The organism is Arthrobacter sp. MSA 4-2 (genome assembly GCF_016405885.1).
GTDB lineage: Bacteria > Actinomycetota > Actinomycetes > Actinomycetales > Micrococcaceae > Arthrobacter_D.
This window is the reverse complement of record NZ_JAEKGC010000011.1, coordinates 92,800-108,325: the sequence shown is the minus strand read 5'-3', so window position 1 is coordinate 108,325 and position 15,526 is coordinate 92,800. Positions and strand designations below refer to the sequence as shown.

Below are 15,526 nucleotides of genomic sequence, written 5' to 3'. Positions count from 1 at the left end.
GCTGATCCCCGCGACGGTGGAAGCGCAAACCGCCCCCGACCAGGAGCTCCAGTGAAACCACGACACCTTCCCGCCACGGCAGCGCTCTGCCTCGCCCTGGCGTTCGGCGCCGTCGCCCCCGCCGCCGCACAGACCGTTCCCGCTCCGGCGGCCAACGGCCCCGCGCCGGCCGCCGCCGGTGCGCACTTCGACCTCCAGGCGCACCGGGGCGGGATCGGCCTCACCGTGGAGAGCACCCTCCCGGCATTCGCCGCCGCGCTGCGCACCGGGGTCTCGACGCTCGAGCTCGACCTGCAGATCACCCGCGACGGCCGGGAGGTGATCACCCACGACCGCCGGATCGACGGCCGCAAGTGCGCCGACACCGCGCCCGTGGTCCCCGGCGACCCGCAGTTCCCCTATGCCGGCAAGTACGTCAAGGACCTCACCTTCGACCAGGTCCGCACCCTCGACTGCGGATCCCGCGCGCTGCCCGCCTACCCCGGCCAGGTCACCGCGCCGGGCGCGAAAATGCCGACCCTGACCGAACTGTTCACCCTGGTGAAGGCGCACCGGGCCAGCCAGGTCGAGTTCAACATCGAAACCAAGGTGGAGGCAGGCGCCCCGGAACAGACCGCCCCGCGGGAGCAGTTCGTCGAGGTGGCGCTGCGGGAGATCCGCGCGGCCGGCATGGAGCGCCGGACCTCAATCCAGAGCTTCGACTGGGGCGCCCTGCGCCTCGTGCAGCAGCAGGCACCGGAAATCCGCACCGTCGCCCTCACCAATAAGGACTTCCTGCAGGTTGGACAGCCCGGCGCCTCGCCCTGGCTCGGCGGCATCGACGCCGACGACTTCGGCGGGGACCTCGTCCGGGCGGCCTCCTTCCTGGGCTTCGATGCCGTCTCTCCGGTGCATGGGTCGCCGCAGAACGGCACGGTCACCGACGGCAACTACGTCCCCTACGTCACCGCCGACATGGTCCAGCGGGCGCACGCCGCGGGAATGCAGGTCATCCCCTGGACGGTGAACGACGAGGCCACCATGTCCAGCCTGATCGACCTCGGCATCGACGGGCTGATCACCGACTACCCGGACCGGCTGCGCGGGGTCCTCGCCGGGAAGTCGATGAAGCTGCCCCACCAGTACAAGGAAGCCAAGGCGTCCTCCTAGGAGGTGTCGGCCGCGGGCCGGGCATCTTCGGTGGGTTCGCCCCTGCCGGAAATGCCCGGCCCGTGCGACACTGGCGCATGACTTCGGACCGGCCGAATGGGGGCACCGGCGGCGGGCAGCCCGACGAGAAGCTGAGCCGGGTGCAGCGGCTGATGCTCTACTTCACCACGCCGCTGCGCAGAACCATGGCGGTGCTGGTGGTGGTGGGCGGATGGATGGCCCTCAACGTTCTTCGGGTAACCTATGCCGGCGAATCACTCCTGCTCGGGATGCTTACCATGCTCCTTTTTTATCCTTCTGTCTTCGTGCTGGCAGTTCTTCTGACCCAGGGCAGCTTCCTGCGCCGGCCAGTCCGGTTGCCCATCGACGTCATGCGCCGCACCGCCGCCCGGCGGTTCTCTCTCGAGGAGTCGTGGAGTGCGACTCAAGGAATCTCCGAGACGCTCTCCGCCCTGCATGCGGTGTTCACCCGGCCGGGTGCCAGCAGCCGGGAGATCGGCACCACCCTCTGGGTGGAGTTGGACAGGGATTGGGACACCACGGGACTGCGCCACCAAGCGGCGGTACTCCACCTGAAGCGTCCTGCTCCCCTCCACTTCTTCGTCGAGGACTCCTCCGGAGAAACTACGGTGACGGCCTTCAGCAGCGAAACGCGCCCGTCAGCGGTGTGGGATGTTTTCAGGCTTGCCGATGAGATGGCGGCAGCCGCCGTGCAGCTTGCCCGCGCTGCGACTTCTCAGGATCCCGATAGCCACCCGGGCCCCGGTTCGGTATCGTCACGCAGATGACGACAGCAAGCCTCGTGACGGGCGCCGGCCGCGGCATCGGCGCCGCCATTGCATACGCGCTCGCGGACGCCGGCCACCTGGTGGCCGTGCACGCAGGTCACGACGCCGACGCCGCCGAGCGGGTGCGGGCCGGGCTGCCCGGTGACGGCCACGCCGTCGTCGTCGGCGATCTCTCCTCACCCGAGGCCTGCCGGCGGGTCTTCGACGAGGCGGCGCGGGAGCTGGGCGGCATCGACGTACTGGTCAACAATGCGGGCATCTTCCAAGCACACCCCGTGGACGGCACCTCCTATGCCGACTGGCAGCAGGCCTGGCGGCGCACCCTCGAAGTCAACCTGATGGGCCCGGCCAACCTGTCCTGGCTGATGGCCGACCACCTGATCCACCGCTCCCGGGGGCCCGCCGGCGGGCGGCTGATCAGTGTCGGCTCCCGCGGCGCCTACCGGGGCGAACCGACCACCCCCGCGTACGGCGCGAGCAAGGCCGCGCTCCACTCAATGACCCAGTCGCTCGCCGTGGCCCTGGCCCCGCACGGCATCGTCGCCGCCGCCGTCGCCCCCGGGTTCGTCGACACCAGGATGGGTCGGCCGGTGCTGCAGGGCGCCCAGGGCGACGCCGTCCGCGCCCAGAGCCCCTTTGGGCGGGTCGCCGAGCCGGAGGAGGTTGCCGCCGTCGTACTGTGGCTGGCGACCGGCGCCCCGGAGTGGGTCAGCGGAACCGTGGTCGACGCAAACGGGGCGTCCTACCTGCGCTGACCGCTGGTAGGACGCCCCGGTAACCGCGTACCCGGCTACAACCGCTGGGTACGGGACAGTACCGTCTGGATGATGACCACGACGGCCAGGAAGATCCCGGACACCACCGCCTGCACCGACGAGGTGAGGGAGCCGACCTGGTTGATCAGGTTCTGGATCACCGTCAGCAGCAGCACGCCCGCCGTCGTCCCGATCAGGTTGCCGCGGCCGCCGGTGAGCAGCGTTCCGCCGATGACGACGGCGGCGATCGCGCTCAGTTCAAGCCCGACGCCGACGGTCGGCACGCCCGAGGAGGAGTAGGCCGCGTTCAGGGCCCCGGCGAGGCCGGCGCACAGGCCGCTCACCACATAGACGCTGAACTTCACGCGGGCCACCGGCAGGCCCATCAGCACCGCCGCGCTCTCGGAGCCGCCGATGGCCAGGACCGTCTGGGAGCCCCTGCCGCGGGCAAGCAGCACCGACCCGATGACCACGACGACCACGGCGATCACCACCGGCCAGCGCAGGCCGAGCATGCCGCCCTGGCCCAGGGCGGTCACCGCGGCATCCTTGATCAGCGGGGTGTTGGCGCCCTCGTTGGTCAGGGCGAAGACCAGGCCGCGGATGCCGAGCAGGCCAGCCAGCGTGACGATGAAGGGCGCCATCCCGCCATAGGCGATCAGCAGGCCCTGGAGAATGCCGACGGCCCCGCAGACCAGCAGCGGCAGGAGCACGGCGCCGGCGATGCCCCAGGTGGAGCCGTAGGCGGCAAGGATCCCGCCGAGCGCGTAGACGGAGCCGACCGAGAGGTCGATCCCGCCGGTCAGGATGACGAAGGTCATGCCGACGGCGACGATGAGCAGGAACGAGGACTGGGTGGCGATATTCGTGAAGTTGCTCAGGGTGGGGAAAGTGGGGAAGGCGAAGCTGCCGACCACCAGCAGCAGCCCCAGGACGATCGCCGCCCCGTAGCGCTGCACGTTCCCGGCGATGCGCTCGCGCGTGACCTGCTTGGTCGTTGCCGGTCCGACACTGGGTTCAAGGGCCAGGCTCACTTGAGCACCGCCTTTCCACGCTGAAGGTAGACCGCGAGGAGGATGATGACGGCCTGGGTGATCTGGGAGTACGCGTCGGGCACATTGTGCTTGATCAGCGACGCCGCGATGAGCTGAAGGAGCAGGGCGCCGGCGACGGTCCCCAAAACCTTCACCTGGCCGCCGCTGAGCGGGGTGCCGCCGATCACGACGGCGGTGATCGCCGAAAGCTCAATGAGGTTCCCGACCGTTGAGGGCACCGAGGCGCTGAGCCGTGCCGTCTGGATGATGCCGGCGATGGAGGCGAGCGCGGCCGCGAGGATATAGATGGTGATCAGCACGCGCTTCACCGGCAGTCCGGCGAGTTCGGCGGCCCGCCGGCTTCCGCCGATGGAGACCAGCTGCTTGCCGAAGGTCGTCCGGTTCACCAGCACCGCCACCAGGCCCACGAGGATCAGGGCGAGCAGGACGCTGTAGGGCACGCCGGCGATGGTTCCACGGCCCAGGGCCAGGAAGCCCGGGTCGATGACGGACTTGAGCTGCTCGTCGGCCACCAGCAGGGCGATGCCGCGCCCGGCGACCATGAGGGAGAGCGTCGCCACGATCGGTTGCACCCCGATGAGCGCGATCATCGTGCCGTTGGCCAGACCGATCAGGCAGCCGGCGAGGACCGCAAGGATCGCCGCCGGCAGCGGGCCGTACCCGATGTAGAGGGGGATCACCGCCGCGGAGAGCGCCATGACCGCACCGACGCTGAGGTCGATTCCCTCCGTGCCGATCACCAGGGCCATGCCGAGGGCCACGATGAGCACCGGAACCACCTGGATGAACTGGACGCGGAAGTTATCGATCGTCATGAAGTTCGGGGTGAAGAACAGGTTGAACAGCAGGAGCAGCGCAATGGCCAGGTACACGCCGTACCGCTGGAGGAAGACCAGCGCCGATCCCTTCTGCGGCAGGCGGACAGCGGACGTTACGGTACTCACAGGCGTTCCTTAATCTCAGCTGGTGACTCGTCGGCCGGTGAGTGGTTCTCGCCCACCAGGGCGGCCATGAGGTGTTGCTCGGTGACCTCGCTGCCGCGCAGCTCCCGCTCGACGGAGCCGTCGCGCAGGACGACGACGCGCGCGGATCCCTCGACGACTTCCTCGAGTTCGGAGGAGACCAGGACGATCGCCAGGCCTTCGTCGGCCAGCTCGTTGATGAGCGCCTGGACCTCCGCCTTAGCACCGACGTCGATCCCCCGGGTGGGCTCGTCGAGCAGCAGGACCTTCGGGTTCATGGCCAGCCAGCGGGCGATCATGACCTTCTGCTGGTTGCCGCCGGACAGCTCCGACACCACCTGGTTGGGGCTCGCGGCCTTGATCCGCAGACGCTTCATGAACACGTCCACGATGGCGTCCTGCTTGGCGCGCGAGGTGAACCCGGCACGCGAGAGGCGCGGCAGGGCGGCCAGGACGATGTTGTCGCGGATGGAGAGGTTCGGAATGATCCCTTCGGCCTTCCGGTCCTCGGGGAGCATGACGACGCCCGCCTTGATGGCGGCCGCGACCGATCCGCTGCGGACGCGTTTCCCGTCCACGGTGAGGCTTCCCTCGTCCAGCTGCATGACCCCGGCCATCGCCTTGAGCGTCTCGGAGCGCCCGGAGCCGAGCAGGCCGCCCAGACCCACCACTTCGCCGGGGCGGATATCCAGGCCGATGCCGCTGATCTGGTGCTTGCGGCTCAGATCCCGGGCGGTAAGGACCGGTTCGCCCTCGCCCTCCTTGACTTCGCCGAAGGCGGTCACGCCGCCACGCTTGACCTTCTCCACCGACCGTCCGAGCATCAGCGCCACCAGTTCGACCCGTGACAGGTCGGCCAGGCGCCCGTTGTGGACCACCCTGCCGTCCCGCAGGACCGTGACCGTTTCGCAGATGGCGAAAATCTCGTCCATCCGGTGGCTGACGTAGACGATCGCGATGCCCTGCGAGCGGAGCATCCCGATCACCCGGAAGAGGGTTTCCACCTCGCGGGCCTCGAGCGACGACGTCGGTTCATCCATGATGACGACGCGGGCGTCGATGGAGACGGCCCGGGCGAGCGCGACCATCTGCTGCATGCCCAGGGCCAGGCTGCGCAGCGGACGGCGCACGTCGACGTGGATGTCGTACGTCGCCAGGAGGGAGCGGGCGTCCTCCTGCATTTTCCGGAAGTCGATCAGGCCGAACCGGTTCCGGGGCTCGCGGCCCAGGAAGATGTTCTGGGCCACCGTCATCAGGGGGACGAGGTTGACCTCCTGGTAGATGGTGCTGATCCCGGCGTGCTGGGCGTCAACCGGCTTGGCGAAGCTGGCCGGCTCGCCATGGAGGAACATTTGGCCCTCGTCCGGCTGGTACACCCCGGTGAGGACCTTGATCAGCGTCGACTTCCCGGCGCCGTTCTCTCCCATCAGGGCGAGGCTTTCACCGGCGCGGAGGGTGAAGTCGACGCCCTGCAGGGCCGCGACTCCGGTGAAGGTCTTGCCCACCCCGCGGGCTTCGAGCACGGGCGCCGGTGCGGCGGTGCTGAGCTGCTCTGTCACGTTTGCTGCCTTTCGTGTGACGGTGGTGGAGGGCGGGACCGGTGCGGCCCCGCCCCCGGGGAATCAGTACGCGGAGTTCACCCGCTCGGCAGCGTTCGAGGGGTCGTATTCCGAATCGGCGATGATGATGTCCTGCCCCACCGGCTTGCCGTCCATGAAGTCGACCAGGGTCTGGAAGGCCAGCGGCCCGAAGCGGGGGTTCGATTCGATGACGCCGTTGTAGGAGCCGGCGGTGATCTGTTCGACCGCGTTCCGGGTGCCGTCGATGGAGTAGATCTGGATGTCCTCGCCCGGTGTCTTGCCCGCCGCGACGATCGCCGCCTGGGCACCGAGGCCCATCTCGTCGTTCTCCGCGTAGATCGCGGTGATGTCCGGGTTGGCCTGCAGCAGCTGTTCGGTGACCGACTGGCCCTTGTCGCGGGCGAAGTCGCCGGTCTGCTCGGCCACGATCTCGATACCCGGCGCCTCGGCGGCGACCTGGTCCTTGAACCCCTTGGTCCGGTCGGTGGTCACGGCGTTGCCGGAGGAGCCCAGCAGGATCGCGACCTTCGCCTCCCCTCCGGTGCCCTCGATCAACTGGTCGGCGGCTCGTTTGCCCTGCTCGACGAAGTTCGAGCCCAGGAAGGTGACGTAGTCCTCGCAGGCGGTCGCGTTGACCTTACGGTCGATGGTGATGACCGGGATGTTCTTGTCGCGGGCCGCCTGCAGGGCAGGCTCCAGGCCGTCGGAGTTCAGGGGAGCGACGATGAGCGCCTGGGCCCCCTGGGAGATCATGTCCTGGATGTCGGAGATCTGCTTGGACAGGGTCGACTGCGCGTTGGTGGTGATCAGCTTCTTCACCCCCAGCTTCTCCGCTTCATCCTTGATCGACTGCGTCTCGGCGATGCGGAAGGGGTTGTCCTCCTTCTCCGACTGGGAGAATCCGACGACGGCGTCCTTCAGGTCGATCTTCTCGGCTCCGTAGTCCTCAATGGAGCAGGTGGGGCCTTCGGCGGAGGCGACGGACTGCTGAGTTCCCTCAGGCGTCTCGGAGCCGCCTCCGGAGCCCCCGGTGGTGGTTCCCGTGTTGGTGCAGCCGGTCAGGGCGAAGCCCAGCACGGCGGCACAGGCCAGGGACTTGAGGATCGGAGTGGCGTGCAGATTCATGATTCCAACTTCCTTGTTGAGGTTCGTGCTCGGCTGCGGCCCCGACTGCTGTGGCGGGGCCTCGAAGGCGGAGGCGGCTAGGTGCCGCGCCGGTAGTCCAGGTAGACAGTTTTCTTGCGGGTGTAGCGCTCGAAGCCGTGCTGGCCGTCGTCGCCGCCCAGACCGGACATTTTCCAACCGGTGTGGAAACCCTGCACCTGCTCGGGGCCGGTCTGGTTGATGTACACCTCGCCGAACTCGAGGTCCTCGGTGAGCGAGAGGGCCGTCCGGAAGTCCTCGGTGTAGGCGTACGCGGTCAGGCCGTAGTCGGTCGAGTTGGCGAACTCCACCACCTCGTCGTAGGTGTCGAAGGGGATGATCGGGAGCACCGGGCCGAACACTTCCTGCTGCACGATGTCCATTTCATTGCTGACACCGGTCAGGACGGTGGGGGCGAACCAGAACCCCTTGTCGTCCTTGAGGTCCTCGGGCCGGCCGCCGCCGGTCTCGAGCCGCGCACCGGCGTCGACCGCGCCGTCGACGAAGGCCTTGACCTTGTCCCATTCGGCCTGGGAGACCTTGGGGCCGATCTGGCTGCCCTCGTCCAGCGGGTCGCCCACCACGAGCCCGTTCACCTTCTCCAGGAGGCGCCGCACGAACTCGTCGTGCACCCCCCGCTGGACGTAGGTGCGCTCGTTGCAGGTGCAGACCTGCCCGCAGTTCCAGAACCGCGATTCGAACGCCTCCTGGACCGCCAGGTCGAGATCGGCGTCATCGAAGACGATTACGGGGGCCTTGCCGCCCAGTTCGAGGGACACCGGAATGACCTTGTGCGCCGCCTGGGCCAGGATCTCCCGGCCGGCGCGGGTCGACCCGGTCACGGTGACCATGCCCACCAGCGGGTGTTCGACGAGGGCCTTGCCGATGCTCCGGCCCCCGCCGGTGAGGACGCTCACCAGGCCGGCAGGGACGCCCGCCTTTTCGCACACCTTCGCCATGGCGAGGGCCGACAGCGGGGTCAGCTCGCTGGGTTTGAGCACGATGGCGTTGCCTGCCATCAGGGCGGGGGCGACCTTCCGGGCGAAAATCGCCGCCGGGAAGTTCCAGGGGATGATCGCCGCGACGATGCCGATGGGTTCCTCGCGCACCATCAGCTGGCGGTTGGCCGCCGAGGAGGCGACCACCTCGCCGACGTTGCGGTACTTCTGGGTGAGCGCGAAGTCGAAGAAGGCCTTGACCCCGCCGATTTCCCCGCGCGCCTCGGTGATCGTCTTGCCCTGTTCGGCAACGACGATCTGCGCCAGTTCCTCGGCGTGCTCCTCGACGGCGTCGATGACGGCGGCCAGGACGTCGGCGCGCTCCGCGTAGGTGCGCCGGCCCCAGTCCTTCTGGGCCTTGTAGGCGACGGCGAGCGTTTCCTCAAGGTGTTCCGGGCCGGCCTCGGGCACTTCGGTGAGCGCCTCGCCGGTGGCCGGGTTGTCGACAGGCCGGGTTTCGTCGGTGGAGACCCACCGTCCGCCGACGAGCATGGCGGGTGTTGATCCAAGCAGGGAGTTCTCGCTCAGGAGGGGAAAGCTCACGACTGTCCTTTCGGGAACAGGTAGGGATGGGGTTGAGCCGGAAGGCTCAGCTCATGACCATTCCGCCCTCGACGTTGTAGGTCTGGGCCGTGATGTAGTCGGAGCCCGGGCCGGCGAGGAAGATCGCCAGCGGCACGACGTCCTCGGGAACGGAGGTGCGGCCCAGCGGGATGTTGTCGGCGGCGCTCTTGAACGTCTCGCCCTCGGCCTTTCCAGTGATCTCGCCGAACTGCTTGTCGACTTCTTTCCAGTAGGGGGTGTCGACGATGCCCGGTGCCATTGCGTTGACATTGACGCCGTACTCGGCCATGGCCATGGCGGTGGACTGGGTGATGGAGATGACGGTGGCCTTGGAGGCGCAGTAGGCGGCGACGAGTGCCTCGCCGCGGCGGCCGGCGATGGAGGCCATATTGATGATCTTGCCGCTGCGCTGCTTGCGCATCGGTTCACACACCGCCTGGGTCAGGAAGAACAGGCCCTTGACGTTGACATTCATGATGCGGTCCCACTCTTCGGGGGTGGTCTCCCAGAGCGGCTTGATCAGGCCGATGCCGGCGTTGTTGACCAGGATGTCGATCCGGCCGTGCTCGTTCACGATGTCTTCGGTGACGGACTTGGACTGCTGGGGATCTGCGACGTTGAGGGAGACGGCCGAGGCCGATCCTCCCGTGGCGCGGATGGCCTCGGCGGCCTCCTTCGCCCCGTCCAGGTTCAGGTCGGCGATGACGACATGTGCGCCTTCTCCAGCGAACCCGACCGCCATCGCCTTGCCCATTCCGGAAGCGGCGCCGGTGATGAGTGCTACCTTGCCCTCAAGTGATCCCATGTGTTTCTCCTCAGTAGTATTCCGGCGGCGCGGAGCGCGCCCTTCGCCTGATGCGGCTGAAAAACCGGTTTTCTGCTGTGATAAAGATTACATTGAGGGGCATGCCTGTCAAGGCGAAATGCTGGCGGCAGGGTAGTGCGGGGGCCTGCAGGCGCGTTCAAGGGATGGTCCTGTTAAGTTCCCAGCGTGCGCCATGCCACCCGCACTCCCGCCGAAACTGCAGGTAACCACCCTCAGCGGCGGGCGGAGCATTGTGTGCTGCAGCCTCGGTGAAGGAGGCCCTGGCGGACCGGACGCATGGACTGGCTGGACGGACGGGCGGCCGGGAGGTTGACTTGAATCCGGGCCGACGCCCCCACTATCCGTTGGGGCTTTGAGAGTTCAACCAACCCATCCAAGGGGGATGCTGAGAAGTGGTGCCTTCGGTGAACGCGATTCGTGCAGCAGTAGTCCAGTTTGAGCCTGTTCCTGACGATATTGGGGCCAACCTGGGGATCATTCGGACGCTGTCAGGGCAGGCAGCCGCGGACGGTGTGCAGCTGATCTCCTTCCCGGAGATGTGCCTCTTGGGTTACTGGCATCTCACCCGCCAGCCCGCGTCCCGGCTGCGGGAACTGGCCCAGTCCCAAGACGGCCCGGCCGTCGCCGAGGTGCAGCAGCTGGCCATGGAACTGGGGCTCGGCATCGGCGTGGGATTCCTTGAAGCGGCGGGGGATACCCTCTACAACTCCTATGCCGTCTGCCTGCCCGATGGGGAAGTGCACGTCCACCGCAAACTTCATGCGTTCGAGCACGAAGCGATTTCGAGCGGGGACTCGTACACGGTTTTCGACACACCCTGGGGCGCGCGGATGGGGATCCTCATCTGCTGGGACAACAACCTCGTCGAGAATGTGCGGGCTGTCGCGCTGCTGGGCGCCACTGTCCTGATTGCCCCTCACCAGACCGGAGGCACGAAATCCATGAGCCCTCACGGGATGCGTCCCCTCCCGCGCACCCTTTGGGATAACCGGCATGATGATCCCGAGGCACTCCTGGCGGCGGTTAACGGGCCGTCCGGGCGCGGGTGGCTGATGCGCTGGCTGCCCTCGCGTGCCCATGACAATGGCATCTTTGTCCTGTTCAGCAACGGGATCGGCCCCGATGACGACGAAATCCGCACGGGGAACGCCATGATCCTCGACCCCTACGGCCGCATCATTGCCGAGACGCCCGTCCCCGACACCGCTGTCGTCACGGCCGACCTGGACCTGGACTTACTGCCACTGGCAACCGGCCGGCGCTGGCTCCTGGGCCGCCGACCCGAGCTGTATTCAATCCTCACCCAACCCTCGGGCCTCGAACGGGACCCCCGTACTGCCCGCCACTCGGCTTCCCCCGTGCCGGATTCCTTCCGGGTGAAGGATGCGTAAGGTCGGCCCTCCGGCGCCCGGGTACGGAGCCTCCCGCCGAAACGGCAGGTAACCACCCGCAGCGGCGGGCAAAGCGTGGTGAGTTGCAGTCTCGGCGGGCACCTGCGCTGCGCCGGGCGCGGCCTCCCCGGAGGAGGATTTGTGGCAGCGGGCGGACGTTTTGTGACGGGGTTTCGGGCGGGGGCCGCCGGAGCCCGCCTACACTGGCGACTGCAAGGGCACCAGCGCTTACCTCCAGGAGACCCTGATGGCCAAGAATCTTGCTCACCAGCTCGTTCAACAGCTCCAATCCGCAGGGGTGCAGCGCATCTACGGCATCGTGGGGGACAGCCTCAACTCCATCGTGGATGCCGTCCGGCAGACCGGAGGTAGCGCCAAGGGGGGTATCGACTGGATCCACGTCCGCCATGAGGAATCTGCCGCCTTTGCCGCAGCGGCCGAAGCCCAACTCACGGGCCGGCTGGCCGTCTGCGCCGGTTCGGCGGGGCCGGGCAACCTGCACCTGATCAATGGGCTCTTCGATGCGCAGCGGAGCGGCGCCCCCGTCCTGGCCATCGCCTCGCACATCCCCAGCCGGCAGATCGGGACCGGGTACTTCCAGGAGACCCACCCCGACCGGCTCTTCAGCGAATGTTCCGTGTACTCCGAACTCATCAGCACCGCGGCGCAGGCCCCCCGGGTCATGCAGAGCGCCATCCAGCACGCCGTGGGTCTGCGCGGTGTGGGCGTCGTGGTGCTTCCCGGGGACCTTGCCGAGCACGACGCGGTGGCGGACACCCCGCTGTGTGCCCCGTTCACCCGCGGCACGCTCGTTCCGCACCCCGATGCGGTCCGCGCCCTTGCCGCAGCGATCAATGACGCCGGAACCGTCGCCATTTTCTGCGGAGCCGGCGTCGAGGGCGCCCACGACGACGTGATCGCCCTTGCGGAGAAGATCGGCGCCCCGATCGGGCATACGCTGCGCGGCAAGGACTTCATCCAGTACGACAATCCGCTCGACATCGGCATGACGGGCCTGCTCGGCTACGGGGCCGCCGCCGCGGGGATCGAGGGGGCGGACCTCCTGCTCCTGCTGGGAACCGACTTCCCCTACGACCAGTTCCTGCCCGACGGCGTCCGCACGGCGCAGGTCGACAGCGCGCCGGACCACCTTGGCCGCAGGACCGACGTCGACGTCGCCGTCCACGCCGAAGTTCGGCCCACGCTGCGGGCACTCGAGGCGCTGGTCGTCCCCAAGACCGACAGGCAGTTCCTCGAGAAGATGCTGAAGAAGCACGACCGCCTGATGAACAAGGCCCTCGGCGCCTACACCCACGATGTGGAAAAGATCCGGCCCATCCACCCGGAGTACGCTGCCTCGCTCCTGGATGAAGCAGCCGCCCCCGATGCCGTCTTCACCGCCGACACGGGCATGTGCAATGTCTGGACCGCCCGTTACATCAACCCCCTGGGGACGCGCCGGCTGATCGGTTCCTATCTCCACGGCTCAATGGCCAACGCCCTGCCGCATGCCCTCGGCGCCCAGGCGGCCTACCCCGGGCGCCAGGTGGTCTCGGTGTCCGGCGACGGCGGGCTGTCCATGCTGCTGGGGGACCTGCTCACCGCCGTGGCCTCCCGGCTCCCGGTCAAGGTTGTCGTCTTCAACAATTCGACCCTGGGGATGGTCAAACTCGAGATGCTCGTGGACGGCCTCCCCGATTTCGGCGTGGACGTGCCGGACATCAACTATGCCGAGGTGGCCCGCGCGATGGGCTTCCACGCGGCCCGGGTCACCGACCCCGCAGGGATCAAAGATGCCTACCGCGAGGCGTTCGCCCATCCCGGCCCCGCGCTCGTGGAGCTGATCACCGACCCGCGGGCCTTGTCCATCCCGCCCAAAATCACCCGGGACCAGGTCGTGGGTTTCGCGACGGCGATGTCCAAGGTGGTCCTCAACGGAGGGGCGGGCGAAGCCGTCAGCATGGCCCGCAGCAATTTCCGCAATCTCCCCAGACGGTAGGCGCTCCCTGTCCGCCGAAACTGCAGATAACCACGCTCCGAGCCCGGGAAAGCGTGGTGAGCTGCAGTTTCGGCGTCGGGGCCCTGCTACTGCTTGAAGGCGGCGTCGAAGGAGGCGCCGGACGGGGCGAAGTCGAAGGACTTCAGGAAGGCCAGCGCCTCAGGGGCGCCCTGCAGGCGGTCCATGCCCGCGTCTTCCCACTCCACCGAGATCGGCCCGTCGTAGCCGATGGCCGTCAGAGCCCGGAAGCTTGCCTCCCAGGGCACGTCCCCGCGGCCGGTCGAGACGAAGTCCCAGCCCCGGCGCTGGTCCCCCCAGGGCAGGTGCGAGGAGAGGATGCCGTTGCGCCCGCCGCCCATCCGCATCTTTGTGTCCTTGCAGTCCACGTGGTAGATCCGGTCGGCGAAGTCGGAGATGAACCCCACGGGATCAATCTGCTGCCACATGAAGTGGCTCGGATCCCAGTTCAGGCCGAACGCCTCGCGGTGCCCGATGGCCTCCAGGGCGCGCTGGGTGCTCCAGTAGTCGTAGGCGATCTCCGACGGATGCACCTCGTGCGCGAAGCGGACGCCGCACTCGTCGAACACATCGAGGACGGGGTTCCACCGGTCGGCGAAGTCCCGGTACCCGGCCTCGATCACCTCGGCGGAGACCGGCGGGAACATCGCGACGTACTGCCAGATGGAGGAGCCGGTGAAACCCACGACGGTCTTCACGCCGAGTCGCTGCGCCAGGCGCGCCGTCAGCTTCATCTCCTCGGCGGCCCGGGAGCGCACGCCCTCGGGGTCGCCGTCGCCCCAGACCCTGGGCCCGACGATCGCCTCGTGCCGGAAGTCGATCGGGTCATCGCACACCGCCTGGCCCTTGAGGTGGTTCGAAATGGCCCAGACCTTCAGCCCGTTGCGTTCGAGGATGTCCAGCCGGTCCTGGATGTAGGCGTCGTCGTCCCACCGCCAGGCGTCGAGGTGGTCCCCGGAGACGGCGATCTCCAGCCCGTCGTACCCCCACTGGCCGGCCAGTTCGGCCACCTTCTCGAAGGGCAGGTCGGCCCACTGGCCCGTGAACAGCGTGTAGTTTCGTCCCACTAAGCATCTCCTCGGTTCGGGAAGCGGGCGTGGGGCCCGACCTCCGGCGTCACAGGTCCACCGCCCGGCTGCCCTGGGCCGCGCTGACCTGCAGGGCCTCGAGCACCCGCTGCACCGCGAGCCCGTCCTCGAACGAGGGGGACGGCGTCGTCCCGGACTCGATCGCCCGGAGCAGGTCCGCGGCCTGGCTGGTGAACGTCGAATCCCAGCCTAGTAGGTGGCCGGGCGGCCACCACGCTTCGAGGTAGGGGTGGGAGGGCTCCGTGGCGAGGATCGTGCTGTACCCCTGGGCCTCGGCCGGGGCTCCGGCGTCGAAGAACCTCAGCTCGTTGAGCCGCTCCAGGTCGAACCGCAGCCCGCCGCGGGAGCCGAACACCTCGATCTGGAGCGCGTTCTTCCGGCCGGTGGCGACCCGGGAGACCTCGAGGCTGGCCACGGCGCCGCTGCCCAGCCGCAGCGTCGCCCAGGCCGCGTCGTCGACGGTGACCGGTTCCGGTCCGTGACCGCCCTCCCGCGTCGAAACGAAGGTGTTCACGGTTCCTGACACCGAGACGACGGGCGTCCCGAGGAGGAACAGCAGCTGGTCGACGGCGTGGGAGGCGAGGTCGCCGAGGGCGCCGGAGCCGGCGGTTTCCCTGCGCAGGCGCCAGGACATCGGGGCGCCCTCGTCCGAAAGCCAGTCCTGAAGGTAGCTCAGGCGCACCTGCCTGACCTCCCCGAGCCGGCCTTCGGCGATGAGCTTACGGGCCAGGGCGAGCGCCGGCAGCCGGCGGTAGTTGAAGGCGACCATCGACTGCACGCCGCGGGAGCGGGCCTCCACCGCGGTCGCCGCCATCAGCGCGGCCTCCGGCACGGAGTTCGCCAGCGGCTTCTCCACGAGGACGTGCTTGCCCGCTTCCAGGGCGGCGATGGCGAGCTCGGCGTGGAGGTGCCCGGGAGTGCAGATGTCAACGATGGCGATGTCGTCCCGCTCAAGGACGGAGCGCCAGTCGGTGGCGCTCTCCTCCCAGCCGAACTGCCGCGCGGCCTCCCGCACCTGCGCCGGATCCCGGCCCACCAGCACCTTCTGGGCGACCCGCGGCGAGGGGTAGAAGGCGTTCACATTGCGCCACGCGTTGGAGTGGGCCTTGCCCATGAAGGAATAGCCGAGGACCGCCACCCCCAGGGGGTCCGCCGAAACGTCGGACGGGGAAGGGGCGGGTGCAGGAACGGTGGTGGTCATGTAGGGATC

At 68.3% G+C, this 15,526-nt stretch carries 13 protein-coding genes; 5 read left to right on the top strand and 8 right to left on the bottom strand.

Annotation, left to right across the window (positions count from 1 at the left end; translation table 11 throughout):
* Positions 1-51 precede the first annotated feature (51 nt).
* The 3 genes from I6N91_RS13250 (at position 52) to I6N91_RS13240 (ending at position 2,692) form a co-directional block, all read left to right on the top strand.
* Complete coding sequence (locus I6N91_RS13250; RefSeq protein WP_307843358.1) at positions 52-1,149, top strand: glycerophosphodiester phosphodiesterase; 1,098 nt, start codon at positions 52-54, stop codon at positions 1,147-1,149.
* Positions 1,150-1,226: 77 nt separating this feature from the next.
* The gene (locus I6N91_RS13245; RefSeq protein ID WP_198813346.1) at positions 1,227-1,937 is read left to right on the top strand and encodes a hypothetical protein; all 711 of its coding nucleotides are present in this window, start codon (positions 1,227-1,229) and stop codon (positions 1,935-1,937) included.
* Positions 1,934-2,692: an SDR family NAD(P)-dependent oxidoreductase gene (locus I6N91_RS13240; protein WP_198813343.1), complete on the top strand. Its 759-nt coding sequence runs from the start codon at positions 1,934-1,936 to the stop codon at positions 2,690-2,692. Before I6N91_RS13245 ends, I6N91_RS13240 begins: the two co-directional genes overlap by 4 nt.
* Positions 2,693-2,727: 35 nt before the next feature.
* Here I6N91_RS13240 and I6N91_RS13235 read toward each other — a convergent pair whose 3' ends face one another.
* The 6 genes from I6N91_RS13235 to I6N91_RS13210 all read right to left on the bottom strand — a co-directional run bounded on the left by I6N91_RS13235 (position 2,728) and on the right by I6N91_RS13210 (position 9,799).
* Entirely contained in the window at positions 2,728-3,726 is a 999-nt protein-coding gene (locus tag I6N91_RS13235; RefSeq protein ID WP_307843357.1) for an ABC transporter permease, read from the bottom strand.
* Positions 3,723-4,691, bottom strand: a complete 969-nt coding sequence (locus tag I6N91_RS13230) for an ABC transporter permease (protein WP_198813340.1) — start codon at positions 4,689-4,691, stop codon at positions 3,723-3,725. The genes I6N91_RS13235 and I6N91_RS13230 overlap by 4 nt, the downstream gene beginning before the upstream one ends.
* Complete coding sequence (locus I6N91_RS13225; RefSeq protein ID WP_198813339.1) at positions 4,688-6,268, bottom strand: sugar ABC transporter ATP-binding protein; 1,581 nt, start codon at positions 6,266-6,268, stop codon at positions 4,688-4,690. Before I6N91_RS13225 ends, I6N91_RS13230 begins: the two co-directional genes overlap by 4 nt.
* Positions 6,269-6,331: 63 nt before the next feature.
* A complete protein-coding gene (locus tag I6N91_RS13220; protein WP_198813336.1) occupies positions 6,332-7,414 on the bottom strand; it encodes an ABC transporter substrate-binding protein in 1,083 nt (360 codons plus the stop codon).
* Between the two features lie 77 nt (positions 7,415-7,491).
* Positions 7,492-8,973, bottom strand: coding sequence for an aldehyde dehydrogenase family protein (locus I6N91_RS13215; RefSeq protein WP_307843356.1), 1,482 nt, complete (start codon positions 8,971-8,973; stop codon positions 7,492-7,494).
* 46 nt (positions 8,974-9,019) lie between these two features.
* Positions 9,020-9,799, bottom strand: a complete 780-nt coding sequence (locus I6N91_RS13210) for a glucose 1-dehydrogenase (protein ID WP_198813334.1) — start codon at positions 9,797-9,799, stop codon at positions 9,020-9,022.
* 425 nt (positions 9,800-10,224) lie between these two features.
* Between I6N91_RS13210 and I6N91_RS13205 the strand changes: the two genes are divergently transcribed.
* On the top strand, positions 10,225-11,211 hold the full coding sequence (locus tag I6N91_RS13205) for a nitrilase family protein (RefSeq protein ID WP_307843355.1): 987 nt from the start codon (positions 10,225-10,227) through the stop codon (positions 11,209-11,211).
* Between the two features lie 247 nt (positions 11,212-11,458).
* Positions 11,459-13,210, top strand: coding sequence for a pyruvate dehydrogenase (locus I6N91_RS13200; protein WP_198813330.1), 1,752 nt, complete (start codon positions 11,459-11,461; stop codon positions 13,208-13,210).
* 86 nt (positions 13,211-13,296) lie between these two features.
* On the opposite strand, the gene I6N91_RS13195 is transcribed toward I6N91_RS13200, so the two are convergent.
* Together I6N91_RS13195 and I6N91_RS13190 are read right to left on the bottom strand one after the other, a co-directional pair.
* A complete protein-coding gene (locus I6N91_RS13195; protein WP_198813328.1) occupies positions 13,297-14,295 on the bottom strand; it encodes a sugar phosphate isomerase/epimerase in 999 nt (332 codons plus the stop codon).
* A 49-nt stretch (positions 14,296-14,344) separates the two neighbouring features.
* Entirely contained in the window at positions 14,345-15,517 is a 1,173-nt protein-coding gene (locus I6N91_RS13190; RefSeq protein WP_198813326.1) for a Gfo/Idh/MocA family protein, read from the bottom strand.
* Positions 15,518-15,526 lie beyond the last annotated feature (9 nt).

What these genes read in the sequence shown, in the direction of transcription:
- I6N91_RS13245 (WP_198813346.1), top strand. Translation starts at nt 1,227, where the DNA reads ATGACTTCGGACCGGCCGAATGGGGGCACCGGCGGCGGGCAGCCCGAC.
- I6N91_RS13240 (WP_198813343.1), top strand. Translation starts at nt 1,934, where the DNA reads ATGACGACAGCAAGCCTCGTGACGGGCGCCGGCCGCGGCATCGGCGCC.
- I6N91_RS13220 (WP_198813336.1), bottom strand. Translation starts at nt 7,414, where the DNA reads ATGAATCTGCACGCCACTCCGATCCTCAAGTCCCTGGCCTGTGCCGCC.
- I6N91_RS13210 (WP_198813334.1), bottom strand. Translation starts at nt 9,799, where the DNA reads ATGGGATCACTTGAGGGCAAGGTAGCACTCATCACCGGCGCCGCTTCC.
- I6N91_RS13200 (WP_198813330.1), top strand. Translation starts at nt 11,459, where the DNA reads ATGGCCAAGAATCTTGCTCACCAGCTCGTTCAACAGCTCCAATCCGCA.
- I6N91_RS13190 (WP_198813326.1), bottom strand. Translation starts at nt 15,517, where the DNA reads ATGACCACCACCGTTCCTGCACCCGCCCCTTCCCCGTCCGACGTTTCG.